We start from the raw sequence: 23,442 nt of genomic DNA, 5'->3' as shown, positions 1-23,442 counted from the left end.
AGCAAAGAGTCCATGGCCAAAGTGGTTCAAGGAGAACAAGCCCTTTTAACGTCTGCTATGCTCTTGCAGAAATAAATATGAGTCACAAAGTAGAAATCGATTTTACACCACTTGACGGGACGCTATCAATATGAGCTTCATCCTCATCGATTATCAATTCCTTATTTACAGCTTGGTACCCTAATACAATTCCGCCGTTGTACTTCCCTTGCTTCGCTCGCTCAGTCATACCCATTTTGACACGGGTAATAATTGTATTGCGTTCAAGTTCATTGATGGAACTCATGATTTGAAACATCGCAATACCGACTGGATTTGAGAGGTCAACTTTCTCAGTGATACTGAATAATTGGATGTTGTTCTTTTGCAATATTTCGATGATCTCAAGTGAGTCTTTAGTTTTTCTTGAGAGACGGTCAGTTCTGTATATGAGGACTGACTGAAATTTACCTTGGCTTACTTCTTTCAGCAACCTCCTCATTTGCGGACGGCCTTCAATCGTTTTACCGCTGAACCCCTCATCTATGTACCTCTCTACTATCTCCAAATTATTCTGCAATGCATAACGTTCCAACTCAGATATTTGGGCCTGAATACTAAATCCCTCAGTTGCTTGTTCCTCTGTACTTACACGAACATAAATAGCGGCTGTTTTCTTATTCATCAATTACTCACCTCGTTGCTGTACTTTTCTAGTATTTTAGATATTTGCTGTATCATTTCTTCGGTTGGCTTGTTGCCGGATTTTAATAACAAAACCGTTATCATGTGAAGAATGTCGGAGATACATGAGAATATCTGAGGGTTATATTGCAGTGACGATAGCTCGGACAGCAATTTTATACGATCAGTAAGCTCACTCTGATCAGCAATATTATGGAGTCGGTTAAGGGTACTCATTGCAAAATCGTGAATCACGGTATCTTCACAATTTAGCGGTTGTAGAGGCAGACTAGTCTCCAACCATTTGTCGTAGGGCATTTTGACGTTGTACTTATGACAAGTCGAGATCAGGTCAAAAAGTGATTGGCGAAATTGGGCTTGGTATGTCAATAAAATAATTTGCTCCATCTCGATTCCAAGTACATTCGCCAACTTTTCTGCATTTTCAAAGGACGGTGCGTATTTACCTGTTTCTACATCCCGGATGTAGGTATGAGATACACCGGTCTTTTCCGAAAGCTCCCGATAACTCAGTTCCATTTTGACTCGCTTCGATTTGATTAAATCTGCAATATTCATTGTTTTCACCTCAAACCTAGTATATACGTAAAATAAAAACTTTACAACAATAAATCATTATGATAAAAATATAAATCAAGAACTGTAAATAAAATAGTTTACAAAAAGGAGGTGATGTCGGGTGTCAAGAAAGCCATATGATTTCATTGACACAAAAAATGCATTTGCTCCTGAAGATAGTCAAGATTTAGTTGAGTTTCTTCGAGAGCGGCGGCGTGTAGAGCAACTTTTTCTGTCCAAGCTTGCTCAGATCATTGATTATTATTTCCAGCAAAAACGTGATCCGCCAGCTTGAACAGATGGTTCTTTTGCAATTCAATTTATAACTAAAAATGCCGTTCCCACTAAGTAGGTCAGAAACTGTTCGGGACTGCGGATTGAAGGAGGACATAACCTTGATAGATACAGCGAAATTCGATATAGGGGTCAAACTCACAGAAGCACAAATCGAGCAAGTTTCTTGGAGTGAGGTTAAGAAAACCATGAAAAGGGGTCTCGTCACATGCGAGTTGTTTGACCAATACGATGACTCTCAACCACGCCTTTTTTACAAGTACAAGGAAGATGACCCGAATAAAGCGTGGTTGAAACTCGAATTATCCTTGCCGCACTATCTTTACGGAAGCAATGTTTACGAGTTGAAGCAAGTTGACATTGAGCCGTTGTTAAGGAAGCTTCGTCGGTATATCGCTGGGAAACTGCAAATACCACTCTCGCAAGTGCCCCATTACAACGATTGGGAAGTCGAAAAACTGCATATTTGTAAAAACTTCAATGTCGGCCTGCAGTTACAGGATTATCTGAACTTGCTGTCCAGCATACAAAAGCCCGGCGGGTACAAGACTGTGCCATACTGGGCCGCTGATGGCAACAAGTTGGAGTCCGTTGTCTATCAGCGTAATCCAACAAAAAGGAACCGGAGCATCCATAAGTTTTACGATAAGCGAGCAGAAGTTGAGCAGAAGTCAACTCACCCGAATAAAGCACAACATCTACAAGATGCTCAAGGTTTGCTACGGTACGAGATTGAGCTAACCTATGACGAAATGAGGAAATACAGTCCCACAAGGCAAGCGATTGAATTGCTGAAACCTCAGACTGCGGTTAAGGTACTCCAAGATGGTCTGAATTCACTGGGGCTTACGAAACCTATTAAACATACGTCAATTAAGGGTATGTTTGACGCTGTCAACGGGACGAGCCTTAGCGTCAGAACGAAAAGTATGTTGCTCGCGTTTCTATCTGAGTTGCACCTTTACGGTAAAGGCTACTGCAAGATGAAATATCAGAGGTCAACTTACTATGACATCTACAACAAGCTGAAGGAAGTCCTCGGGATGGACGAGATTCATTTCTCTGAAGTTGACCTTCCGCCGCTCAAAGTTCATAAGGATTCAAATTTAAGAACAAAAAAAGTCGCTTCATCAGCAGGCGAGCTGAAGAAACGACCAATCAAAAAATGTCTAATGGTATTATAGCACAAAACACTCCAAATACTCGTGTCTTTATTCGGGCCAGAAAAATTGCTTGTAGTCCCGATTATTCTGCTGGCGGAGAATAATGACCCGAAATATGTTTTGTTTTTCTATCGTAACGTTATTGGCTGACAGAAAGCCGTCAAGGCCGAGGCGGAGCCGAGCTTGTTTCAGCCTTGACGAGCGATTCCGACAGCCAACACTTTTGTGTGCCCTTGGCGTCAGCTAAGGGACGGCTCACGCCGAGTGACGGGTTGCAAGGGCGGTAGTCCTTGCGGGCCCCTCATGGGGCGGTGGGGTGGTTTTTTAATCGGCGGGCCGCGAGCGTAAGCGAGCGGCCCATCTTCTTGTAATCGGGTATGCATACCTTTTAGGCATTGGGATCAAATCGCACATACGCTAAAAGTCATCTTCGGTACGCATTTCAGCACAAAAAGCACATTCAGCGGTAGAGGAATGAAATACGATTCCGCGTCCTGATCAATTTCTACGCTGTAGGAGTAACACTTCAATGGCTCATAAGTCTGATGAAACAGCCGCCACACAATTGAGCGGATGTAGATCTCATCCCCGACCGTAGCAATATGGACTATCCTCTCTTTGTCGGACAGGGCAACCATTGACGGGAAACGCAATCCTTTCTCACGGTCAAGAATGAGGGTGACGGAGGCCGTCTGGCCGATCAGCAGTCTTTCTCCATTCACAAAATGAAAAGAGCCTTCTGAGGGCCGATTCTGGCCGTCAGAGGCAATGGATAGATACTCAATCATGTGTTTGGCAAGATTGAGCACAACTTCATGGCTTTGATAAAGCACTTCAACACCCACATACAGCATACGCCGATGGTGATCAATAAGAAAACTGCACGGCGGGGATGTTTTTTCTTTGGAAAAGGCCGCTGTTTTCCAACTGCAATTCATCTCCAATGATTGAGCAAAATAAGCCAGCCGAATCAGCTGTTCCCGAGCAAGTCTCCGTATTAGTCGAATTTCAAAACAGTCGCCGGTTATGGATGAAATACATTGGACCGAATCTGCCAGTGAGTCTGCCGGGCTCAGGTGATCCACCTGAACATCGGACTTTAACGTGCGAACCGCCAACATTGTTGGAATAACTTTCTGTGTTTTTGAAATGGATTCGGCCAGCAACGAATACTTTTGTGCATGTAAGCTCATCTCTGTTGTCCTCCTGTGTATCATGAAATGAAGATGATCGAATTAATGATTTTCACGATTTCGGTCAATCAGCCGGGCAAGAAACGCCTTCTCCGCTTCGATTAACCGTAATTTCAATTCAAGGCTGTATTGAATGTCCAAAATGGCCGATATGACTTCGAAAAGCGTCTCCTGATACCAATTGACTTGAGTGCGGTAAACGCCGCCAATGACAACCTCCATGATTCCTTGCATGTTGCAATTCGTTGGCTGTATTTATCGGAAAGAAGAACAAGTTTCTCGTATGCGGCAACCCATTGTCTGCGGTGCATGCTTTTCCCTCGCTCTCAAATCAGATTGGTAAAAAACACGCGGTGCCGTCGATTTGCATTGACCGAGAACACCGCGTTTTGTCATAGCTAAATCAATCCATGTTTTTTCATACTATAAAACTGATCACCGCCGATGATGATATGATCAAGCACGTCAATTCCAATGATGTTTCCGCATTCCACAAGACGTTTTGTAATCTGAATGTCCTCTGAAGAAGGAATCGGATTGCTACTCGGGTGGTTATGAGCCGCAATAATAGAAGCACTGCTCCGTTTGATGGCCGCTTTGAACACTTCACGCGGATGTACAATAGAAGCATTCAAACTGCCGATTGATATTGTTTCTCTTGCGATCACACCATTCTTGGTATTCAGAAACAGAACGACAAAATGCTCGCATTGCAAATACCGCATTTCGGGAATGAGAAGGTTGGCAGCGTCACGGGGACTCCGAATAATGTACTGAGACTCCACCGGCACATTCAGCTTTCTTGCCAATTCGAGTGCGGCCAGGATTTGTTTTGCCCGGACTTTGCCAACGCCCTTGATTTGCATCAGTTCTTGTTCTGTGACAGACATCAAATCAGCAATTGAGGGGAAGCAGGAAAAAAGTTCCTCTACGATGTAGGAACCCGGACGCTCGGCCAATGTTTGAGCAAACAGGCTCTTGATGGTATCGTAATGATTCAATGCAATAACCTCCTGAACATGCAAAAAGGGAAGCCACGGCGGCCTCCCTCTTGCGTGATGTGATGAAATTGAGTTAAGATGGGTGCGAGATAATTTATTTCTTAGTCGCTCCGATTAGCGGGCGGCTTTTTCTTTTTGGATCTGTTCGATCTCCAGTTCAATGAGCACCAGCTTGGTAAGCACACGGGCATACTGCATGCCTTCCTCGGTATACATCGGAGCATTCTTGTCCAGTGTGCGTTTCACTGATAGCCAGAACTGCTTTTGCTTCCGGAGAATTTGCAAACGATTCATTTGTCCTCACCTCCTTCTGGGGAAATAAAAAATCCGTCCATCGTTGCCCATCAAAGCAACATCAGACGGATACTTCGTGCTTCACGCGGTACGTGATCAAGACTTCAACTTGCCCATTCTTCAGGGCAACGACAGCGTATTTGTCACTGTCGATCCGCACGCTGTATATGAAGCCCTTCAGTTCACAGTAGCCGAGATATTCCTTCTGGCTGTTGCGTTTGAACGCCTGATAATTCATCTTCGTTTCACCTCCTTGCCTTAGTCTGGAACCGACGGTCACTTTGCACCTGCATGTTTCCGGTGAGACTGGAGTTGACGGCTGAAATACTTTTCAAAATACCGTCGCATGTAATAGGCCGCTGTCTCATCGTCCAACTCCCAACAGCGTCTGAACCATGCGTACAGCAATGTGCCCGCGATTCGCACACTGCCGTTGGCGACCAGTTGCTTCAATAAAGTCTGCAATTCTTCCGGCAAACCCCTGCGTACTACCATTGCGTTCACCTCCCTTCCATGTTCCGGCACTCTCACTACCGGATTTTCACTGTCAAATGCCCACGACAAATAACCCGCTTGATTCAAGCAGGCAAATCAACGATATTGAGTTAAATGTCAGGCTGTTAGGACTGCAACCGCACGGCAATCCGCAACTGACGGCTCAAATACCATCCGTCATGCTGTAAATCCCGGGCGATCTTGCCGTAGTCCAGATATGGCATCAGCGACGGCGGCACATGGCCGAACAGTCCTTCCTCCGCCATCTGCTCCGCAACGTCGGTCAAATCATCGATGTCGTAGTAAACGATGAACTCCCCGGCCTGCAAGGCCTGAATCACCTCGTCACGATTGCCTAGAAATTCACACAGTGCCGCGACCAGCCTGTCGTCGTAACGGTTCAATATCTCCATGTCATCATTTATGGCAAACACATCCTCATATTCGCCAATGGCAAATGGAGATTCATAATCATGAATCGCGTATTCTTCGTCTTTGCCAAGCACATCCCGGATGCATTGCTTCAGTTCATGCCGTTCCATCGGCAATGTGACCCAACGGCCAACTAACTTACCCTCGTTGTACTTCGCCAGATTGGCAATATACACGTTGATCTGCATTATATTTCCTCCGTTGATTATTTTCGCGATTCAGCCGAATTCCCGGTTATCAATTGGCATCCATTGCATAGAACGGCTGGACAGCAACACGAACCTCGGGCTGAAAGTGCCAACCTGCATCGGCTAACTCCCGAACCAACTTGTCATAGTCGAGAAACCGCTTAAGGGTGACAGGAACGCGGCCATAGTACCCTGACCGCACCATGGCGTCCGCTACGTCATAGAGGCTGTCTACGTCATAATACACACGGAGCTGTCCGCCATTCAGAATGCGAATGACCTGATCTGCATTATCCGTACATCCGCAAAGGGCATACACAAGCCGATGATCGTATTGAGCCATGACAGCGGCGACCTCATTGACAGTGAATACGTCGTCGTCCCTCTCGATAATAAATGGGGCCTCAAAATCCCGAATCTCCAACGCTTCATTGCCATCCGCAATTTCCTGCATAGCCTTCCTCAGATCATCCGGATGCATCGGTAATGACAGCCAGCGGCCAACCGTTTCTCCTTCTCCAGTCACATAAATCTGAATCTGCATGTCCATTCGCCTCCAGTTCAATCAGACCAAACATTCCATTGACATTTGCACGCAACCACCGTTACCTGAGGATGCAATTTCCATCCCCCGACAGCTACGCCGACAATCATTACCAACCGAACAAACGCATCCCTCCTTGTTATCGTGGAAGCCTCTCACCTTCCATGTCCTCGCTGTTATGCCTGCCAAACAAAAAGGACTGCCGTCCGCTGTATAACAGCAGAAAGCAGTCCATATGTAACCGGGTGGGGCATTAAACGGCTGGCCACCCCTTGTTATAAAAGCAGGGTGGTGCCTCCGGAAAATGTATATGATTTTTGCCTAAATAGGGCCGATCTTTCCTCCATTAAATAGCCGTCAACGCTTCCTTCGATCAATAGTGTTCAGGAATTCGCGGGCCACTTTGATCACGAAGTCCACTTCATCTGCATGACGTTGGCTTAGCATAGCGTTTAAGTCCTCAATCTTAGTGCGAATATTGTCACTGCCATAATGCATCGGCAATTCTTCAATATCCTCAAACAGTTGAGCGGGTTTCACACCCAATGCACTGATGATTTTGCCCAACGATTCCAGCGATATATTACGGGTACCTCGTTCAACGTCACTAATATAGCTGAAGCTCAGACCGGATCTCTCTGCCAGCCGCTCTTGCGTCATGCCTTTGAGCTTCCGAATCTTGCGAATTTGATTGCCAACTATATGGATAAACTCTGCCATGCCATCACCTCTACATCAGATTAGTAGAGTGAGAGCAAGACTTTTATCCTATGATAGGAGAACTTTTTAACTACACTTATTCGTTGTATAATAGGCTTGTCTGGCTATTGCCAAGATTCTACATTTTTCATCAGAGAGAGGGAGGGCGTCACCAACAGAAAAAAGAGATGAATTTGATTTTATCATAAGCCACCTATTTAAAAACTATCAACAGAAGGAGAAGAGCCTATGTCAGTGAAGAAAATTACATCTTTACTCGTCGCAGTAATATTAGTGTTCAGCTTGTTCGGAACGGCATCGGCGGCACTGCCTGGGTACGGTGAGGAATTGCAAAACGCACCGTCCAATACTCCGACCGTCACTTTTGCAGACGTGCCCAATACGCATTGGGCAAATAAATACATAAGCGAAATGGCGTCCCGCAAAGTCCTCGAAGGCTACCCTGACGGTAAGTTCAGGCCGGAAAATCAGGTATCCCGAGCCGAATTCGCAACGATCATCGTTAAAGCATCGGGTCTACAAGCGAAGAAAGTAAACTATTCTTCGTTTTCGGATGTCAAACCGACGGACTGGTATTCTCCGTATATTGAGGCTGTTAAAGATTATATGACGGGCTATCGTACCGCTGACGGAAGCTACATCTTCAACCCGACTGCACCTGCATTACGCGAAGATATAACCGTTGCGTTGGTGAAACTCAAGGGCTACGACGTTGCCCGTCTAGCCAACCGCTCGATCATTGAAGCTATGTTCAAAGACTACGCGGGTATCTCCGAAGCCGCCAAGGATTACGTTGCTGTCGCTGTCGAAAATGGACTCGTATCCGGCTATCAGGATGAATCATTCCGTCCGCAGGCTTCGATAACCCGTGCTGAGGCCGCTACATTGCTCTGGAGAGCTTATCAATACGGTAATGATAACAAAGGTGTTGGCGGCGGAAATCAAACGACCACAACAACGCCTACGCCGCCGGTAACACAACCGACTACACCAGCAACAAATCCATCAACACCGAGCCAGCCGCAACAACCATCACAAGCGGCGAAATTTAGTGTAGATACCCTTGTTGGCGGAATGGGGCAGGGAGACGTAGATGGGCCAGTAAGCATAGCCAAAATTAATGCAGTGGACAGCATGGTTTTGGACAAAGAGGACAATATATTTTTCCTCGACCAATCCAAGAATAAAATCCGGAAGTTTAATAAATCCAACGGACGGGTCGAGACATTCAAATCGGTTGATAGTCAGTTTGACGGTAGCTTCTCAAAGGACGGAAAAGTTGTTTACTATGACCACAATGATTTTAGAGCCAAAAAGTTGACTTACAGTTATGCAAATAATCGATTATATCTTCTTGGATTTAGCTTCTCAAATCCGTGGACAGATCAAATCTTTGAATTAACATCGTCTGCCGTTTCACTCTCCACATACGGTTTGAACAACAGGCAGGACTATAACTATCGATTCTTCCGTATTGATAACAATAACAATTTTATCTATGGCAGGGGCGGGAACTGGACGGATTCCTTTATATACTCTGCCGCAATCGGTTCCGAGTCGCAACTGCTGGCAAGTGAGAAGGATGCTACCGGAGTTACGTTTAGCAGATATGACAACGTAAATGATCGACCACTGGATGTCATCACTGCTGATAACAATTTATATGTGCTCGACACAGGTAATCGCACCCTGACAAAAATACAGTTGTTCCCTCGAAAAGTTGAGACGGTTGTATCGTTCGATAATCTTACTTTTAACAGCGTTACGGCCTACAATGGCATGTTCTACGTTTCAAGCGGATCAACCATTTACGAATTGAATCTGAATGGCAAGTTGTCTACTTTCATTGCAGGAAAAGACCTGACCTACAATGACGGCAACCCGATCAATAAAATCAGCCAGTTGAGTTTCGACAGCAATGGCAACGTTATTGTTTATGATGACGACAATAAAGCGATTCGCCGCATCAATTTGTAAGTTTTCCTGTGGGAGCCGCCGTGCTCCCTTTATTTACATTATGACTTCACTTCAATCATACGAAAGAAGGTACATTCAATGGCAACCTTGGCATTGTTGCTAAAAATCATCGGTGCTGTTTCGGAAGTTTCCGGCATTGTACATATCCTTGCTTCGATTAGAAAGAAGAAGAGAACACAAATCGGGATCGGATTCATCATTTTGGTTGTCGGCGTAATTTTGCTTGTGATTGCGACTAACATCGAAGACAAGATGAGAGCCGGATACTACTAAGCATTGAAAGGAAGGTAACCAGTGAGGCTGTTTATAAAGATCATGTTGTCCTTGCTAGCGTGTTGTATTGCCGTCGTAATGATTGTGAAGCTTATGCCAAAGGAACGGTTATTGTTATCCGCAGTAAACGAACGAGACATGAACATGGTGGACTGGATGGTGAAACTCGGGGCCGATCCGAATGCACATACCGATTCTGCGTACACACCATTGAATCTTGCTGTTAGAAACGGCGACATAAACATGATAAGAAAACTTCTGGCCCATGGTGCCAGTCCGAATGAGCAAGCGAACTACGGAAGCGGGGAGAAGATACTCGTTGGCAATCTATCTATCGCCATAAATTACGTTGATGATCCGGTACCGGTCATTCAATTATTGATTGAAGCGGGCATAAATGTTGCCGATGATCCATATGCACTGAAAGATGCAATCGAGAGGGGACAAATAAAAGCAGTGGAGTTATTGATTCGGCACGGGGCCGATATCAACGGCGGTCTTCAGTTCGCGATCATGTATGATAAACTCGACATTGTCAGATTGATGCTGGAGAGCGGTGCAGACCCAAACCAAGGAGTCATGCTGGCTAAAATGACGTATAACCAAGAGGCATTGCTCATGCTTGAAGAAGCCGGAGCAACCGTAACATCTCCGCCGCGGGAACAAACACATCCAGAGGACTATACAACCGTTAACGGTGCCAAGATTCGGCTTCATTAACGAGAAAAGTTACCTCGAAGATTACGGCAAAGGAGTTAGACATGAACTGCACAAATTGCGGACATACACTACAGGACAATCAAAATTTTTGCGGGCAATGCGGGCAACGGATAGATGCCGGTAATCATCGACCGCAGAACATCACTGAGACCCAAACGAGTGGTGTTTCCGAAGAAGAGCTTTCTTGGTTCATTGGCAAAAACGCCGATGTATACTTACAGAAATGGAGACGCAATAGCCGTTGGAACTGGCCTGCCTTTCTGTTTGATGCTTACTGGCTGATGTACCGAAAGATGTACCTTTACTGTGTCTTCTATCTCATCATTTGGTTTGTTTGGAGCAACGTGATTGTTGCCTCGGTGTTCAGTGAATGGAACCCGATCGAGAGCCCCGGCCTTCTCCCATTGGTGCTGGTTATCTGTTGCATCCCTAAACCGGTGCTGGGCTTTTTTGCAAACAAGTTATATCTGCATCAAGCAAAAAGGAAAATCATCGCCATTGTTCGAGACCCAAATAAGCATGAGTCACGGGAAGCAGAGATCGCAGCGGCAGGCGGAACGAATATGGTATTGCCTCTCACCGTGTTGACGTTGCCTTATTTACTGGCTTTAATTGCAGGGCTGTTTTTCTTTTCCAGAACCTTTCTAATGTTCAATGACGCACTTGAGAAGGCAAATGTAACGACCAATAAGACGATGACAAATGAAAGCGAAGCACCGGCAATTCAGACAACCGCTCCAGAAATGCTGGAGAACACAGACCAGATTAACATTTTGTTATTGGGCGGCGATTCCCGGAATAGTGAGATTCAATCTTCGGACAGCATCATAATCGTTTCTATCGACCCTGCAACGAAAAAAGTCAAATTGCTCTCCATTCTCCGTGATACATATGTAAAGATTCCGGGTTATGGTGAAGATCGTATCAGCAAGGCGATTACAATGGGCGGTTCCAGTCTGGCAATGCGAACAGTCGAAGAATGGGCGGGTATCCCAATCCAATATTATGTGTACATGAATTTACCGGGCTTTATCAATTTGATTGACGTAATGGGCGGCGTTGACATAGAAATAGAGAAAGATATGAACTATGTCGATTCCAATGACGATCCAACGTCAATATACCAAATCCATTTGAAAAAGGGTTATCAGCACTTGAACGGAATAAAGGCATTGCAGTACGTTCGATTCCGACATGATGCATTGAGCGATTTCGCACGCACGGAACGGCAACGAAATTTTTTGAAGGCAATCGCCAAAAAGTTGCTGACTACTACGACGGCTATGGAGCTTCCGAACCTAATAGAAGCTATCGAGCCATTCATCGAAACGAACCTCAATGTCGATGATATGATAAAGTTGGGCAAACTTGGCTTTGAAATCGACACGGAAAGCTTTGACAGTATTCAATTGCCGCCGATGGAACTCATACAAGAAAAATCAGTAAACGGAAAAGCCGTACTTTACGTTGAACCTAAGCAGATAAAGTCATACGTAAAAAGTATACTGAGCGATGATTCCAGGACTCAGAGCGATTGATAACAGTAGAGCAATATTGTTGCAATGTGTTGAGTATCGGCATCAAAACTATCTATGTCAACAGAATCGGTATGCGGCGGAGGGGGCGAGCCTCTCCGCTTTATTAATGATGGCCGAAAGGCGGGATTTGGTCTCGGATTATGGATTGCATATTACCTTCTTTGCTTTGTGCTTTATTGTTTAAGGGCCGTTTGCTATTGGCGGGTTTCATAATGTTACTGCCAACCCATATTGGCCGGAATATGACAGTGTTAGGTGTCCAAGGTTTTCCAGAAATCGTGTCCTTAGTGAAGAGATAAGAGGAAAAGTCAGCACGGATGACTTTCCCTCTGCTTGTCGTTAGACGAACCGGACTTGGTAAATATCTTTACTCCTCAAGTTGAATCGCGCTTCTCTCATGATGACATACCAATTCCGGTCAAGCTCAAGCCGGCACCGAATACCGCGATCACCAACGCGTATCTCAAAGCATTCGCCACAATGCACCGCGTAGGTGCCTCCTGCCTTCCGGACGGTCCAGCAGTCCGCCTCCCGATCGTAGATCATCGTTACCCAAGGTCCTTTCATGACAGTTCACCCTGAATGACACGCTTGACCATATGATCGTCGATGATCCGATGTTTGTTCTGCGCCCCATAAATCAGGGCGTGTGTGCAGACCTTGTTAATGAGCCGTGCTGCCCCGCTCGAAAAGCGGAAGATGTCATCAATCGCACCGTCGGTGAAGATGTCGTGCTCGGTTCCGGCGTACGTCATATGACGGCGAATATACTCCCCGGTCTGCGCCCGGTCGAAGTGAGGCAGCTTACATTGCAGGTCAATGCGCTGACGGATGGCGGCATAGGCCTGCAGATTCAGGCGATCCCACAGTTCGCTCTGGCCGACAAGGATGAGCGCCATGGGACTTTGCGCATCCATCTTGAAGTTCAGCAGGAAACGCACTTCCTCCAGCATCTCACGATCCAAGAGATGCGCCTCGTCGACGACCACAACGGGCTGCAGCCGGTGAATGCCGCGCATGAGCTCGATTTCGCGGTGCAACTGCCGCTTGGCGTCGCCGCGGTAGAACTTCGACTCGCAGCCGAGCTGCTCGAGCAGCCCTTTGTAGAAGTGCCGCGGCGTCAGCTTGGAATCCGATACATAGAGCACTTTGAATTTCGCGGGGTTTAACCCCTCGGCAAAACGACGAATCGTTGTGGTCTTGCCTGTACCGCAATCGCCGGTTACAACAGCAAACCATTGCCGCTGAGCGGCATACTCGAGACGGCCGAGCGTCTCTTCGAGCATAACCGATTCATACAGTTCCTTTGTCGGCATATCCCGAGAGAATGGTGAACGAGCGAGGCCGTAGAAGGACTCAAACATGGCGATCCTCCTTGTTCACGCGGCGGTAAGCGACGGCTTGCGCCTGCTGTTCCTTGCGTTCCCGTCCGCGTTCTTCCGCCGCCGCAAGCAGTCTCGACGAATCCGCCGGCACTGAGCCAAAATGATCGGGCAGCGGCGGTCGCTTCCCGGCTCTCTCCCCGATCACGAGCTCCCGTACGCGCCAAGGTTCATGGCCTTCGTACTCGATCGTCAGCTCCGTGATGTCTGCCGGATCGAAGACGACATCCACCGTGCAGCCGATGAATGGGAGACCGACCTCGTACTTGCGGCCATTGAAGCTGATGCAGCCGGATTTGTCGACCTTCCGGCTCTCGCAGTGCTGGAAGGCATTTGCCAGCTCGTCCGGGTCGACGAACCGAAGCGCCTTCTTGTCGCTGCGGTAAGCCGATTCCGGGCTGAACTTGTTCTCAAACGCGGAATGCGGCTTGTTCTGGTAGCATTCCGACAGCCACACCGCAAACAGCTCGTTCAGCCGCTCAAGCGTCTTCGGTTTTTCGAGCGCCGATTCGCTCAAGAACGCATCGACCACACGGTTAAATCGCTCAACCTTGCCGGTTGCCTCTGGTGAGTAGGGGCGAGCAAAGAGAAGCCGAATACCCAGCTTGGAACAGGCACGCGTCATCCACTTGGTTCGATATTGCTTGCCATTGTCGAAGTAAACCGCCTCGGGAACGCCGAATTTTTGAATGGCCTTCCGGAAGCAGTCCTCGACAATGGTCTGATCCATAACCGGATAAAACTCGCCGTGCAGCACAAACCGCGTCGCGTCATCAATGAACGTGACGAGAAAGACTTGCTTCATGGCGCCGCCTGGGCCAATGGGGAGATATGGACCATACTTAAGGTCCGAATGCCAGAGACGATTCCGATGCCGCTGCTGAAACCGCCTTGCGGCGACGCCGGACTCGGCGTACATGCGCATATGGCGCGTGCTGTAACCGCGCTCGGCCAGCCGCTCTTGCAATGTACTGCGTTTGATCTGGCCAGGCTGGATGCGGCCCTCCCACTCAAGAATCTGGATGAGTTGCGCGACGCTTCGGCTTGGTACTTCCCTCCGCAGGAGAATGGCTTGTTCCAGCACCTCCGCCGGGATCGTCGATTCCGACGGCCGGCGTCCCTTGCCCTTGGGTTTCAAACCGCCAAAACCTTCTTCGCGGTACTTCGCCAAATACCGGCGCAGCGTGCGCTCGGAGAGCCCGGTATCTTCGCAGATCCGCTGTTTGATCGTTCGAGCCTTCGCGGGGTCGAGCCCCTCCGCCAGGAGCGGCGACAGCAACTGTACGCGTGCCGATGCAACAGCCTCGGCCTTCTTCTGATCTTTCATCCATTCTGCACCTCGACTAGTAGACTTCGAGATGAGTCTACCGCAGGATTAGCCGGACAAGAATGCAGAACGGGTATGTGCCCATAAATTTGAATTGACGACCGGGCGGACAATTCGCGCCAGCCAGCCGGGGGCGTCCCCGACGTAGTGTCCGATACGATGATGTGCAGACTGCGAAGGGACGGACGGCATCTCCACAGGGTCCTGATGAAAGCGAATGGCGATTGAGGTGAGGACCCCGAGCAAGTACGGGATCTGTTCGTAAAACCAGTGTTTCCAGCGGCGCAGCGTAGCGTCATCTGCCGCCGCTGTGGATACCGACTCCGGTTCGGTAACGACCTGCTCTACGCATGCCGATTCGTACCGTTTGTACGGCACAATGCAGTCTGGCAGCTCGTGATGAATCTTTCGGCATTGGCCGCACCGTAACCGGCGGATGGAGAGCACGCGACGATCCCCGCTTTCGCTCACTAGTTTCCGCCGCCGACTGCCGATCACACTAAGCGCTTCTCCACAACAAGGTGAGGGGACCAACTCTGCACATCGAACTGAAAACGCCGGGAGTCTTCTCAACCAGCTCATACTCTGTTACAATGATCATGTTGGGTAGGGGATGCATCCCGTGAGCCTGTTGCTGCAGGCCCACATAAAAGGGAAGCATCCTTTTCCTTTTCTGTGATACGGTCATTATATTCAGCAACTTCCGGACAGGCAATCCCATCAGCAATTGGACGTTATGCTTCAGCGGTAACATTCATAAGGAACGTGTGGTATGCCAGAACAAAAGGACGGATAAAATTACTTCGATCTTGCTATTAGTGTTCTAACTCTACGTGCCGATTCAAATCGAATTCGGCTTTTTTATGTAGATGTTCGTTACAATTCATCGATATTGACGATATATAGAATATTGATCACCCGACTTTAACCATTCTCAGATTGGAATCTCGGCGTATGACTAATATCTATCAGGATTTCAGCCAATGTTAAGTGGTACTGAGCCAGAAAATTGCGATTTTGGCGTTTCTACTCCCAATAGGGGTAACAAAACCTAATTGAGTTCAACATATTGATCAAGATCAGGAAGAAGGACCCAATGCCTTGTGATAGAATTAAAGAGGTGTCTGTTGTTTAGGAGATGGCAAGAAAGTATTATTCAGAATCGCTGCCAATCCCACTTATCAACGGACTGACCGCCCATGATATGATCACTCGGTGGAGAAAGAACGCAACGCACGAGCTTCACGAGTTAAATGAAGGTGATTGTTTGAGTAGCCGGACTTTTTTCAAAACTCCGCTTGAAGCGGGAAGTCATACGATCCCTATTGCCCAAACCGCAAAGACAGAAACAAGCAAAGACCTGATACCCAATACTGATAAAGATGCCTTTTTCTTTCGATCATTGGAGAAGCAGGGGATCTATTTGAATGAACAGCAAATACATGCTGTACGTCATTTCAAAGGGCCATTGCTTACACTTGCAGGAGCGGGTTCAGGCAAGACTTCAGTTTTGGTATGCCGGACAGGCTATCTGATCACAGTTCGTAACATCAATCCGAAAAACATACTGCTGGTTACGTTCTCCAAAAAAGCGGCAGAGGAAATGCGTGACCGAATCGCACATTTGCCTGGGATGGATGAAAATATAGCGGCAATCATTCAAACCCGCACGTTTCACTCGTTTTTCCTTAAAATCATTCGAAAACATGGTGTAACACAAGACATTCTGAGCGAAACACGGTATCAGCATATCGTGCTGAAACGTATTTTGCGTGAGATGGGGCTCCAGGATGAATATCAGCCGGAAACGTTACTATCCTTGCTATCCTCTTATAAAATGCAGATGGTTAATGTGGACAGTTTACCGGAAACAACCGACGAGGAAAAAGAACTGAAACAGATTTTTGATGCATATGAGAAGTGGAAAACGGCTAACAACAAAATTGACTTCGACGATGTATTGCTGTTTGCTTATAATATGCTTCGACAAAAACCTTCGCTGTTGGCCGCGTTGCAGAAGCGGTTTCTATACGTCATGGTCGATGAGTTTCAGGATACGAATATGGTGCAATACGAATTGATCAAGATGATCACCGAACCGCACCGCAACCTGATGATTGTCGGCGACGATGACCAAACAATTTACTCCTTCAACGGAGCAAGGAACGAATTCATACTGAACTTTGACAAGTTATACCCGGACGCCAAGACGATTACGCTCGATATCAACTACCGTTCTGCAAGCAGTATCGTCGGACTTGGCAATGAAGTGATCAGGCATAATAAGCGGCGGAAAAAGAAAACGCTGAAAGCAAAACGGCAAAACCAAACTCAGCCTCAATACATTCGGCCTAAGAATACCGATGATGAAGCGGAGATTATTACAAAATATATTCTGCGTCAAGTTAAGCAGGGAAAACGAAGTTTCGGTGATTTTGCTATCCTGTATCGGACGGCGAGTAACAGCCGTGCAATCATCGAACAATTTGTCATAGATGACGTTCCCTTTGTCGATTACGGAAGTGAAGAATCGTTTTACGGACATTGGCTGGTTAAGCCCCTTGTTGACCATATTCGTCTTGCTTTGCATCCGCAGGACTTTGAAGCTATGGAAGGCATATTGCCGACATTGTACATCAACCGGGAGCAAGGCATGGAATTCATCCTCGATCAGGAAAAGGTACAAAAGAAAAAGTGGCCGCTGATTCATCTAATGTCGTATCCTGATATCAAGGACTTTCAGAAAGAGAAACTCATGGAACGTCTCAAACTGATCAAGTCGTTAAAGTCAATGAAACCGGTTGATGCGATTCAATTAATGCGTCGCGAGTTTTACGATCAATTTCTGGAGACAAACAAACGGAACAAACTGACCCATCACAAAGAAATCATGCGTGAAACGCTGGATGAGTTAGAATCGTCAGCGAAACGATTTTCATCCATTGAAGAATTCGTTTCCTTTATCGCTGAAGTCGCAGAGAAGCGTAAAGCAATGGATCACAGCCAGCACGAAAATGACGACAGGGTTTCGCTGATGACGATTCACAAATCCAAAGGACTTGAGTTTCCTGTTGTCTGCTTGATTGGAGCATCCGAAGGCAACATGCCACACAATTCTATCTTTGATGCGGAGAAAATGAGCGACGTGTTCACCACGCATGCAGGCCGCGACAAAATTACAGCCGCAATGGAAGAAGAGCGACGTCTCGTTTACGTAGCTGTTACCCGTGCCAAGGATGATTTAGTGATAAGCTCCCCGGCCTATCATCGAGGGAAGAAGGCGGCGGTATCAAGGTATATAATGGATGCATTCCCCAAACGGTCTGCCAATGATACGGGGAACCGGCAACCGGGGGCAAGCAAATCTTATTCTTCACAAAGGACGCAAACCGACACGGTTTATGCATGGATATGTACCAGCGGCAAATGCACCGCATGGCAACGCATTAAAACCTATGAAGAAGCAGAGTTACCAACAAGAGAATGTCCGTTGTGCAAATCGCCGATGGAGAAAGGGAGCAAGGAAATTACGTTCTTGTCACACTAATAGTAATCTCAATGAATTAACAATTTAATGGTTTCCCGTAATGCAAATATTATTGTTAGAAGGACTTTGAGTCTAAATTGGTGAAATTATTAATCTAAATTTTGTTCCGAGTTATTTTTCTTTGATAAAACAACAATGGATGGAGATAAAGTACAATGGCATATATCGAAGAAATGATTGATCAAATATCAGATCCCGAGCTTCGAAAGGTAATTTCTGATGAAGTTAAAAAATTAAAAGAAAATAAGCAATTTGGGTTGGTGTTTGAACATCATATACCTGAGGTTGTACCGGTTTATAATGCTCCTATAAGACCAAAAGCTAGGGTTGCTAAAAAAACAGGAAAGTTAAACGAAACTTTTCGTGTAAAGAGAATATTGAATGATAAAGTTGAAATGGTAAAAGATGCTGATGGAAGTTTACAAATTGTATCAGTAAATGAGATAGTTGTAGTTAAACAATTTGGCGACCCTATATATCCTGCACTTATTCCGATTGATAGTGTATCAAATGGTGATCCAAAAGCACCACATCACATTTTGCTTGAAGCAGATAACTATCATGCATTACAGTTACTTGAATACTTATATCCAGGAAAAATTGATTGCATATACATAGATCCTCCATTTAATACAGGAGCACGTGATTGGAAGTACAATAATGACTATGTAGATAAGAATGATAGTTGGCGGCATAGTAAATGGTTAGCAATGATGAAAAAGCGTTTAGTGCTGGCAAAACAGTTATTGAAAGAAGATGGAGTCTTAGTTTGTGCAATAGACGATAATGAATTAGCAACACTTTGGTTACTGTTAAAGGATGTATTCCGTAACTATGAGATTACTTGTGTTACAGTTGTTCATCATCCTAGGGGGACACAAGGGGATAAATTTTCATCTTTACACGAATACGCTTTATTCGTGTATAAAAAGTCAGCAGTAATTTCTGATAGAGTAAGCAGTTCATTCGGTGAACTCTATAAGTTAAGAAGATGGGGAAGTTCATCAGAAAGGGAGTTCGGTAGAAATAAATGTTTCTATCCTATATTTGTTAAAGATGGGAAAGTGGTCAAGATCGGAGAAGTTCCGGATGATGATTTTCATCCTTCAGCTGCAGTCATTGAGCATGAGGATGGAACTCTTGAGTTTTGGCCAATTGATTCGCATAGGATTGAACGAAAATGGCGTTATGCCCGGGACACAGTCACAGAAATTCTTGATCGTATTTTTGTCACTGAAATAAATGGCGAAAAGCAGTTACAAATTGGACGAGCGAGTGAAAGGAATAAAACCGTTTGGACTGGTTCTAGATTTGATGCTGGAACACATGGAAGTAAATTAGTTAGTGAAGTATTGGGAGTTCAATTTCCATATCCAAAATCATTATATACAGTCTTTGATTGTATCCGTGCCTGCACAAAACACAATAAGAACGCTATTGTTGTCGATTTTTTTGCAGGATCAGGAACCACACTTAATGCAGTGAACCTTCTGAATGCTGAAGATGATGGTACAAGACAATGTATTATGGTGACCAATAATGAAGTATCGGACGATGAGTCAAAAAGTCTAATTGAGCAAGGTTTGCAACCCGGACAGCCTGAGTGGGAAGAGCACGGAATATGTCGCTCGATTACTTGGCCACGTAGTAAATATACCATCTTAGGTGTCAGGGATGATGGCTCGCAACTTACGGGGGAATATATTACCAACCAGTCAGTTGAGAAAAACAAACCACGCAAGATTAAACAAATTGGTTTTATAGATTCTTCGTTTTTGAATACTGCAACAAAGAAAAAACAACTTGTAGCATTAATAGAAGGCATTCCACAATCGGCTATAAAGAGGGATACAGCGTTTTACGTAAGTGATGATCCTAAAAATAATGCTTCCATTCTTTTTGATGAAGAAAGGGCTGATGAGTATCTTTCTTTATTGGATGGAAAAGAGCATATTACTGATTTTTATATTATAACTTCAAATAACCGAATTTTTGATCAAATAAAAAATCGAATAAATGAAATCCTAGGGCCAATTATAGTGTTAGAGGAAAAAACTCGTCCAATGTCATTGGGATTTCCAACAAATCTCGATTATTTCAAGCTTGATTTTCTTGATCCCAATGAAGTTGCTTTGGGAAGGCAGTTTAAGGCAATACTTCCTATAATTTGGATGATGGCTGGTGCGAAGGGTAATTGTCCTATAACAGATTATCCCGTTCCGTGGTTAATTCCTACAGATTGCCCTTTTGCCATACTGATCCAGGAAACGAAGTTCAAAGAATTTCTTAAAGAAATCAGTGGAAAAGAACTCACTCATATTTTTTTAATTACTAATTCTGAGGAAGCCTTCTTTGAAATGAAGGCTGAACTTAATGTTCCAAATGTATTAATGTTGTACAAAAACTATCTCAAAAATTTTGAAATCAATAGACAATGGAAGGATTAGATATTATGAAAATAGAACTCAAAGACTTTCAAGAGATAGCTGTTAAAGAATTGATTAAACAAGTTATGTACGCGAAAAATGAAATTCGTCAAGGTGGTGCACCTCAAGCTGTTGTTTTATCTTCACCCACCGGGTCAGGGAAAACAGTAATATCCGCTGCATTGATGGAGGCTGTACTTGAGGGTACTGACCATTTTTTAGCCGAGGAAGAAGCTGTCTTCCTTTGGCTTTCTGATCAACCGGAATTAAATAAACAATCGCGTAAAAAAATACTTGATTCTTCAGATCGTATTCGTGAAAGCGATATTGTAATTATTGACTCCGATTTTGATCAGGAAACATTAGATGCAGGTAAGCTCTATTTTGTTAATACTCAGAAATTAGGTAGAGACAAACTACTAACTATAAAAGGAGATAAACGTTTTTTTACAATTTGGGAAACTATAAATAACACTCAGCTTCGTTTTGGAGAGAAGTTCTATCTTATTATTGATGAAGCTCATCGTGGAATGAACCAAAATACGCGTGAAGAAAATTTCACGAAGACTATTGTTCAAAAATTTATATACGGAAGTCCCGAAGATGGTCTTCTACCGATCAGGTTGATTATTGGAATTTCTGCAACACCTGGTAGATTTCTTACACTAATCCAAAGCACACAGCATCAACAAAATCGAATATTAAGAGAAGTCACTATAGACCCTGAAGAAGTAAGGACATCAGGCTTATTGAAAGATAAGATAATATTACATCATCCTAAAGAAGGGCAACCTTCGGATTGGACATTACTTGCAACTGCAGCTAGGCAATGGCTCTTAATGAGAGATTCTTGGAATGAATATACTAAATCTCAAGGCATTGGCCCAGTTAATCCTGTAATGGTAATACAGGTTGAAGATAGAAGTGAGGATAGTGTTACCCGTACAGATCTCGAAATGGTTATTAAAACACTCGAAGAAGAAATTGGGCCAATTAAGGAGGAAGAAATTAGACATTGTTTCGAAGAGGATTTTGATATTCCAGTAGGCAATAGAAGAATTAGGAAGATTGATGCGTCACAGATACAGGAAACTACAGATGTAAAGTTTGTTTTGTTCAAACTAAGCTTAACAACTGGATGGGATTGTCCACGTGCTGAGGTAATGATGTCATTTCGTCGAGCACAAGACTTTACTCTTATAGCTCAATTAATCGGTAGGATGGTGCGTACGCCCTTAGCCAGGAAGGTAGAGAGGAATGAATTATTGAACACAGTCTCATTGTATCTCCCGTATTATAACAAAGAGGGACTGCGACAAGTAATAGAATTTCTTAAAAGTGATCCAGATATTGTTCCACCTACAGAACCTGAAGATGGGAATAACTTAGTGATTCTAACCCGAAGACAAAACAGTGAAGCTTTATTCCGTGCACTAGAGGAGATTCCGACATATTATATTGAAAAGACAAAAAAGATGTCTAATTTACGTCGTTTGATGAAACTCTCACGACTGCTTACTTCTTTTCATGGAATCGATCCTGAGGCATACGAAGAATCAAAGAAGCTTATTCTTGAAACACTTCATTCTGAAAAAGAGTTGTTAAAAGCTTCTGATCCTGATTTTAGCACACAAGTAGATGAAGCTGATGAAATAGTTGTATACCCAGTGACTGTTGAACAAGGTATTTGGACTGAAATACCAGGTGATCCTGTACGAGTAAAATTAACTGAGGCTAATATATCCGAACTCTTTAATAGGTGTGGGAAAAGATTAGGCGATGGTCTGCATTTAGAGTATTGGTCAACTTATTATGATTCAGAAGATCCAAATAGGCCGAAGTTAGAATTATTCCTAACACTTCAGAATCAAGAGATTTTCGAGAAACTCGAACAAGTTTGTGATGACCGAATTAACACATTATTCGAGAAACATAAAATTGCGATTCGTTCTCTATCCAGTTCTGAAGAAGAACGATACAATAAAATAAAAATTATGGCAAAAGATCCACAACACATTCATTTTAGTGCACCTCCATCTATAATGGTAAATGTCGATAAATCGGATCCGAAATTTGCCTATTACGATAAACATCTATATGTTGATAACGATAATAATTTTCCTGCTGTATTTAACAGCTGGGAGAAGTCAACCATTGTGGATGAAATTGAAAAAGAAGAGGTTGTTGCGTGGCTCAGAAATTATGATAGAAAACCATGGGCCTTATGCGTTCCTTATAAAGATGGAGATGAAATTAAATCTTTCTATCCCGATTTTCTTATAGTTAGAAAAGACGGGGATAATTATATCATTGATGTTTTAGAGCCTCATAGAGAAGATTATGATGACAATTGGAAAAAGGCCGTTGGTTTAGCTGAGTTTGCGAAGAACCATTGGAATAGTTTCGGACGAATTGAAATAATTCGTAAAAAAGGTTCTGCTTTAAAGCGATTGAACTTAAATAATGAAACGGTAAGAAGAGCAGTAGCGAGGGTAAATGATAATGAACATTTAGACACTATTTTCGATACTCTTTCTGATTAATAAGATTTGCGGTTAATTAGTTGCTCCTGAAAAAGTCGATTTTCAAAAATAGTTTCGGGTTGCTGGCTGGGTTGTGAGGGGGAACTTTCCCTAATGATCGGTTTCCATGTTAGTTTTGGAGCATTTTTGCCGCTCTTTGCAGG

23 protein-coding genes are annotated in these 23,442 nt (G+C 44.6%); 9 read left to right on the top strand and 14 right to left on the bottom strand.

Annotation, left to right across the window (positions count from 1 at the left end; all coding sequences use genetic code 11):
- Positions 1–82: 82 nt before the first annotated feature.
- Both FE781_RS16705 and FE781_RS16700 read right to left on the bottom strand, forming a co-directional pair.
- The gene (locus FE781_RS16705; RefSeq protein ID WP_138790751.1) at positions 83–664 is read right to left on the bottom strand and encodes a recombinase family protein; all 582 of its coding nucleotides are present in this window, start codon (positions 662–664) and stop codon (positions 83–85) included.
- Positions 664–1,242: a helix-turn-helix domain-containing protein gene (locus FE781_RS16700; RefSeq protein ID WP_138790750.1), complete on the bottom strand. Its 579-nt coding sequence runs from the start codon at positions 1,240–1,242 to the stop codon at positions 664–666. The genes FE781_RS16705 and FE781_RS16700 overlap by 1 nt, the downstream gene beginning before the upstream one ends.
- A gap of 121 nt (positions 1,243–1,363) precedes the next feature.
- On the opposite strand from FE781_RS16700, the gene FE781_RS17570 reads away from it, so the two are divergent.
- Positions 1,364–1,537 (top strand): hypothetical protein, encoded by a 174-nt coding sequence (locus FE781_RS17570; RefSeq protein WP_170209581.1) that lies wholly within the window; start codon positions 1,364–1,366, stop codon positions 1,535–1,537.
- Positions 1,538–1,637: 100 nt separating this feature from the next.
- Positions 1,638–2,720: a hypothetical protein gene (locus FE781_RS16695; RefSeq protein ID WP_138790749.1), complete on the top strand. Its 1,083-nt coding sequence runs from the start codon at positions 1,638–1,640 to the stop codon at positions 2,718–2,720.
- Positions 2,721–3,100: 380 nt separating this feature from the next.
- On the opposite strand, the gene FE781_RS16690 is transcribed toward FE781_RS16695, so the two are convergent.
- From FE781_RS16690 to FE781_RS16655, 8 genes are all read right to left on the bottom strand, one after another.
- On the bottom strand, positions 3,101–3,892 hold the full coding sequence (locus FE781_RS16690; RefSeq protein WP_138790748.1) for a hypothetical protein: 792 nt from the start codon (positions 3,890–3,892) through the stop codon (positions 3,101–3,103).
- Positions 3,893–4,290: 398 nt separating this feature from the next.
- Positions 4,291–4,893, bottom strand: a complete 603-nt coding sequence (gene radC / locus FE781_RS16680; RefSeq protein ID WP_281281920.1) for a RadC family protein — start codon at positions 4,891–4,893, stop codon at positions 4,291–4,293.
- A 114-nt stretch (positions 4,894–5,007) separates the two neighbouring features.
- Positions 5,008–5,187, bottom strand: a complete 180-nt coding sequence (locus FE781_RS16675) for a hypothetical protein (protein ID WP_138790746.1) — start codon at positions 5,185–5,187, stop codon at positions 5,008–5,010.
- A 61-nt stretch (positions 5,188–5,248) separates the two neighbouring features.
- Positions 5,249–5,425 (bottom strand): hypothetical protein, encoded by a 177-nt coding sequence (locus FE781_RS17565; protein WP_170209580.1) that lies wholly within the window; start codon positions 5,423–5,425, stop codon positions 5,249–5,251.
- Between the two features lie 38 nt (positions 5,426–5,463).
- Positions 5,464–5,682, bottom strand: a complete 219-nt coding sequence (locus FE781_RS16670; RefSeq protein ID WP_138790745.1) for a hypothetical protein — start codon at positions 5,680–5,682, stop codon at positions 5,464–5,466.
- Positions 5,683–5,807: 125 nt separating this feature from the next.
- Entirely contained in the window at positions 5,808–6,302 is a 495-nt protein-coding gene (locus FE781_RS16665) for an antirestriction protein ArdA (RefSeq protein ID WP_138790744.1), read from the bottom strand.
- A gap of 49 nt (positions 6,303–6,351) precedes the next feature.
- Positions 6,352–6,846: an antirestriction protein ArdA gene (locus FE781_RS16660; RefSeq protein ID WP_170209579.1), complete on the bottom strand. Its 495-nt coding sequence runs from the start codon at positions 6,844–6,846 to the stop codon at positions 6,352–6,354.
- A gap of 357 nt (positions 6,847–7,203) precedes the next feature.
- Positions 7,204–7,566, bottom strand: a complete 363-nt coding sequence (locus FE781_RS16655; RefSeq protein ID WP_138790742.1) for a helix-turn-helix domain-containing protein — start codon at positions 7,564–7,566, stop codon at positions 7,204–7,206.
- A gap of 228 nt (positions 7,567–7,794) precedes the next feature.
- Between FE781_RS16655 and FE781_RS16650 the strand changes: the two genes are divergently transcribed.
- The 4 genes from FE781_RS16650 to FE781_RS16635 all read left to right on the top strand — a co-directional run bounded on the left by FE781_RS16650 (position 7,795) and on the right by FE781_RS16635 (position 12,074).
- The gene (locus FE781_RS16650) at positions 7,795–9,543 is read left to right on the top strand and encodes an S-layer homology domain-containing protein (RefSeq protein WP_138790741.1); all 1,749 of its coding nucleotides are present in this window, start codon (positions 7,795–7,797) and stop codon (positions 9,541–9,543) included.
- 78 nt (positions 9,544–9,621) lie between these two features.
- Positions 9,622–9,816 carry a hypothetical protein gene (locus FE781_RS16645; protein WP_138790740.1) on the top strand — a complete coding sequence of 65 codons (195 nt, stop codon included), beginning with the start codon at positions 9,622–9,624 and terminating at the stop codon, positions 9,814–9,816.
- 42 nt (positions 9,817–9,858) lie between these two features.
- Entirely contained in the window at positions 9,859–10,536 is a 678-nt protein-coding gene (locus FE781_RS16640; RefSeq protein WP_342774320.1) for an ankyrin repeat domain-containing protein, read from the top strand.
- 41 nt (positions 10,537–10,577) lie between these two features.
- Positions 10,578–12,074 (top strand): LCP family glycopolymer transferase, encoded by a 1,497-nt coding sequence (locus tag FE781_RS16635; RefSeq protein WP_138790738.1) that lies wholly within the window; start codon positions 10,578–10,580, stop codon positions 12,072–12,074.
- Between the two features lie 339 nt (positions 12,075–12,413).
- Here the strand turns inward: FE781_RS16635 and FE781_RS16630 are convergent, their stop codons facing one another.
- The 4 genes from FE781_RS16630 to FE781_RS17930 are packed head-to-tail and all read right to left on the bottom strand — an operon-like array spanning position 12,414 to position 15,365.
- The gene (locus FE781_RS16630; protein ID WP_245554951.1) at positions 12,414–12,620 is read right to left on the bottom strand and encodes a DUF5348 domain-containing protein; all 207 of its coding nucleotides are present in this window, start codon (positions 12,618–12,620) and stop codon (positions 12,414–12,416) included.
- 17 nt (positions 12,621–12,637) lie between these two features.
- Positions 12,638–13,438, bottom strand: coding sequence for an ExeA family protein (locus FE781_RS16625; RefSeq protein ID WP_019007860.1), 801 nt, complete (start codon positions 13,436–13,438; stop codon positions 12,638–12,640).
- Entirely contained in the window at positions 13,431–14,783 is a 1,353-nt protein-coding gene (locus FE781_RS16620; RefSeq protein ID WP_138790737.1) for a DDE-type integrase/transposase/recombinase, read from the bottom strand. The genes FE781_RS16625 and FE781_RS16620 overlap by 8 nt, the downstream gene beginning before the upstream one ends.
- A 48-nt stretch (positions 14,784–14,831) precedes the next feature.
- Positions 14,832–15,365, bottom strand: coding sequence for a DUF6431 domain-containing protein (locus FE781_RS17930; RefSeq protein ID WP_138790736.1), 534 nt, complete (start codon positions 15,363–15,365; stop codon positions 14,832–14,834).
- Between the two features lie 685 nt (positions 15,366–16,050).
- On the opposite strand from FE781_RS17930, the gene FE781_RS16610 reads away from it, so the two are divergent.
- The 3 genes from FE781_RS16610 (at position 16,051) to FE781_RS16600 (ending at position 23,299) form a co-directional block, all read left to right on the top strand.
- Positions 16,051–18,330 (top strand): UvrD-helicase domain-containing protein, encoded by a 2,280-nt coding sequence (locus FE781_RS16610; RefSeq protein ID WP_379253407.1) that lies wholly within the window; start codon positions 16,051–16,053, stop codon positions 18,328–18,330.
- Positions 18,331–18,485: 155 nt separating this feature from the next.
- Positions 18,486–20,777, top strand: a complete 2,292-nt coding sequence (locus FE781_RS16605) for a site-specific DNA-methyltransferase (protein ID WP_138790735.1) — start codon at positions 18,486–18,488, stop codon at positions 20,775–20,777.
- A gap of 5 nt (positions 20,778–20,782) precedes the next feature.
- The gene (locus tag FE781_RS16600) at positions 20,783–23,299 is read left to right on the top strand and encodes a DEAD/DEAH box helicase (RefSeq protein ID WP_170209577.1); all 2,517 of its coding nucleotides are present in this window, start codon (positions 20,783–20,785) and stop codon (positions 23,297–23,299) included.
- Positions 23,300–23,442: the final 143 nt, after the last annotated feature.

This window comes from Paenibacillus thermoaerophilus, assembly GCF_005938195.1.
GTDB classification, from domain to species: Bacteria; Bacillota; Bacilli; order Paenibacillales; family Reconciliibacillaceae; genus Paenibacillus_W; species Paenibacillus_W thermoaerophilus.
Note: the sequence above shows the minus strand (reverse complement) of the source record. Positions and strands in the feature narration are given on the sequence as shown.

Coding starts and splice junctions, on each gene's coding strand:
- FE781_RS16705 (WP_138790751.1), bottom strand. CDS start 664: ATGAATAAGAAAACAGCCGCTATTTATGTTCGTGTAAGTACAGAGGAA.
- FE781_RS16700 (WP_138790750.1), bottom strand. CDS start 1,242: ATGAATATTGCAGATTTAATCAAATCGAAGCGAGTCAAAATGGAACTG.
- FE781_RS16690 (WP_138790748.1), bottom strand. CDS start 3,892: ATGAGCTTACATGCACAAAAGTATTCGTTGCTGGCCGAATCCATTTCA.
- FE781_RS16675 (WP_138790746.1), bottom strand. CDS start 5,187: ATGAATCGTTTGCAAATTCTCCGGAAGCAAAAGCAGTTCTGGCTATCA.
- FE781_RS17565 (WP_170209580.1), bottom strand. CDS start 5,425: ATGAATTATCAGGCGTTCAAACGCAACAGCCAGAAGGAATATCTCGGC.
- FE781_RS16670 (WP_138790745.1), bottom strand. CDS start 5,682: ATGGTAGTACGCAGGGGTTTGCCGGAAGAATTGCAGACTTTATTGAAG.
- FE781_RS16665 (WP_138790744.1), bottom strand. CDS start 6,302: ATGCAGATCAACGTGTATATTGCCAATCTGGCGAAGTACAACGAGGGT.
- FE781_RS16660 (WP_170209579.1), bottom strand. CDS start 6,846: ATGCAGATTCAGATTTATGTGACTGGAGAAGGAGAAACGGTTGGCCGC.
- FE781_RS16655 (WP_138790742.1), bottom strand. CDS start 7,566: ATGGCAGAGTTTATCCATATAGTTGGCAATCAAATTCGCAAGATTCGG.
- FE781_RS16650 (WP_138790741.1), top strand. CDS start 7,795: ATGTCAGTGAAGAAAATTACATCTTTACTCGTCGCAGTAATATTAGTG.
- FE781_RS16645 (WP_138790740.1), top strand. CDS start 9,622: ATGGCAACCTTGGCATTGTTGCTAAAAATCATCGGTGCTGTTTCGGAA.
- FE781_RS16640 (WP_342774320.1), top strand. CDS start 9,859: ATGTTGTCCTTGCTAGCGTGTTGTATTGCCGTCGTAATGATTGTGAAG.
- FE781_RS16635 (WP_138790738.1), top strand. CDS start 10,578: ATGAACTGCACAAATTGCGGACATACACTACAGGACAATCAAAATTTT.
- FE781_RS16630 (WP_245554951.1), bottom strand. CDS start 12,620: ATGATCTACGATCGGGAGGCGGACTGCTGGACCGTCCGGAAGGCAGGA.
- FE781_RS16625 (WP_019007860.1), bottom strand. CDS start 13,438: ATGTTTGAGTCCTTCTACGGCCTCGCTCGTTCACCATTCTCTCGGGAT.
- FE781_RS16620 (WP_138790737.1), bottom strand. CDS start 14,783: ATGAAAGATCAGAAGAAGGCCGAGGCTGTTGCATCGGCACGCGTACAG.
- FE781_RS17930 (WP_138790736.1), bottom strand. CDS start 15,365: ATGAGCTGGTTGAGAAGACTCCCGGCGTTTTCAGTTCGATGTGCAGAG.
- FE781_RS16605 (WP_138790735.1), top strand. CDS start 18,486: ATGGCATATATCGAAGAAATGATTGATCAAATATCAGATCCCGAGCTT.
- FE781_RS16600 (WP_170209577.1), top strand. CDS start 20,783: ATGAAAATAGAACTCAAAGACTTTCAAGAGATAGCTGTTAAAGAATTG.